The sequence below is a fragment of the Microbacterium sp. Bi128 genome (genome assembly GCF_918698205.1).
Window position 1 is genome coordinate 1 of the sequence record NZ_CAKKMM010001120.1, and the last position, 1,686, is coordinate 1,686.

Here is a 1,686-nt window from a genome sequence, read left to right on the forward strand (position 1 = left end):
GCCTTAGCCATGCCAAACACCAGCAGGATCGCGGCGCACAGCGCGAAGACCGACGTGAACAGCACCATGACGGGCAGCAGCAGGGAACGGTAGACAATCAGCAGGATCAGGAACACGGCGCCCAGGGCCACGAGCAGCAGGATGCCGTCAATGCCGGCAAAGGCACTCACAAGGTCCGCGGTGAGGCCGGCCGGTCCGGTGACGAATGTCTGCATTCCGGCCGGCGCGGACGCCCGGACCTCGTTGCGCAGTTCTTTGACGACTGTTTTCACTTCCGCCGAGGAAGCAATGGGCACCACGAACTGGACTGCCTTGGCGTCCTCGGAAGGGATGGGACCGATAACCGTGCTCCCGGCCTGCAGGGCCTCTAGCTTGCCCTTGAGGGCCGCGGTCTCGCGGAGCTGGGCCGGGGTGAAGGCGGAGTCGCTCTCAACCACGATCACTGCCGGGATCTCCTTGGAGTCCCTGAACTTTGCCTGCCAGTCCGCAGCCTCGGTGGCCTCGGCCCCGGCGGGAAGGAACGATGCCTGGTCATTTGATGACACCTCGCTCAGGCGGCCGAATGTAGGGCCGCCGACGCCGGCGATCGCCAGCCAGGCCAGGACGAGCACTGCGGGGACCAGCCAGCGCAGCCAGAACGGGACACGGGTCGCCGCGGACGAAGTCGTTTTCATGTTTCCTTCCAGGGTGCGCCTCGGAGTGGGAGCAGAGATCAACTCCATAGTAGACTATCTCCATCATAGAGATAACCCATTTGCCGGGGGCACCGGAGGAGAATGGAAAGACAGCCGGCGTCAGGCCTCTCCGCAGACCCTGCAGTAGACTCCCGAAGGCGCCGTCGACAGCGCCGACCTGCCGCGGTCAGACCACCGGGGCAGGATCAAGGGACGAAGGAGGTCCGCCGTGTCAGCCGAATCCCCGGGCCTATCCGAAGACGCGGTCTCGCCCAAGAACACAGTCCCGCCCGAAGCCGCCGGTCCGCCGCCCCTCGTCCGGCTCCTGCAGGAATTCACCCTCGAAGCCAACCGCTACGTGGACTCCGCCGGCGGCCGCAACGACATGCACCGCACGGACCTCAACGCCCTCGCCGTCATCATGCGGCACGCGGCGCGGGACCAGATTGTCACTCCAGGGGTGCTGAGGAAAGAGCTGAACCTCAGCTCCCCGGCCACCACCGCACTGATCGACCGGCTCCACAGTTCCGGCCACGTGGTCCGTGAGCGCGAGGGCGCGGACCGCCGCCAGGTGCAGCTGCGCATGACGCCCAAGGCCTACCGGGACGGCGGCGCAATGTTCCTGCCGCTGGCCCGCCACATGGGTGCAGCCATGGCGACCTTCACGCCCGAAGAACTGGAGATCGCCACCCGCTTCATGAACTCCATGATCGATGCCACTGTCCGGGCCGGTGAGGAAGCGGCCCGCGGCCCCGGGCCGGAGCAAGCGCCGGGGCAGCGCCCCGGCTGACTCGCGGCCCGGGCGTCACGGATGGGCGGCGGTTTGCGGCCGGCCACCAGGGAGCGCCTCCCCGAGTGCAAAAGGCGCCGTTTCCTGTTCTGGGGTCCCGCCAAAGCGCCTGCCGACGCCGACGGCGGCCGCTACCAGGGCCAGCGGAACCCCCAGCGCCCAGCCGCTGAAGATTAGGACGGCCACCATGACCCCGGCCGCCACGATCACGCCGTACCAGGC

Annotated in this window: 2 protein-coding genes and 1 pseudogene; 1 reads left to right on the top strand and 2 read right to left on the bottom strand. The window is 67.8% G+C overall.

Features of this window, described 5'->3' with window-relative positions:
* On the bottom strand, positions 1 to 674 hold a 674-nt coding region (locus tag LQV45_RS30380), incomplete at its 3' end, for an MMPL family transporter (RefSeq protein ID WP_230010946.1).
* A gap of 229 nt (positions 675 to 903) precedes the next feature.
* Between LQV45_RS30380 and LQV45_RS30385 the strand changes: the two genes are divergently transcribed.
* Positions 904 to 1,464 (top strand): MarR family winged helix-turn-helix transcriptional regulator, encoded by a 561-nt coding sequence (locus LQV45_RS30385; protein WP_230010948.1) that lies wholly within the window; start codon positions 904 to 906, stop codon positions 1,462 to 1,464.
* A 15-nt stretch (positions 1,465 to 1,479) separates the two neighbouring features.
* On the opposite strand, the pseudogene LQV45_RS30390 reads toward LQV45_RS30385, so the two are convergent.
* Positions 1,480 to 1,686: pseudogene (locus LQV45_RS30390) on the bottom strand (hypothetical protein); the annotation flags it as partial.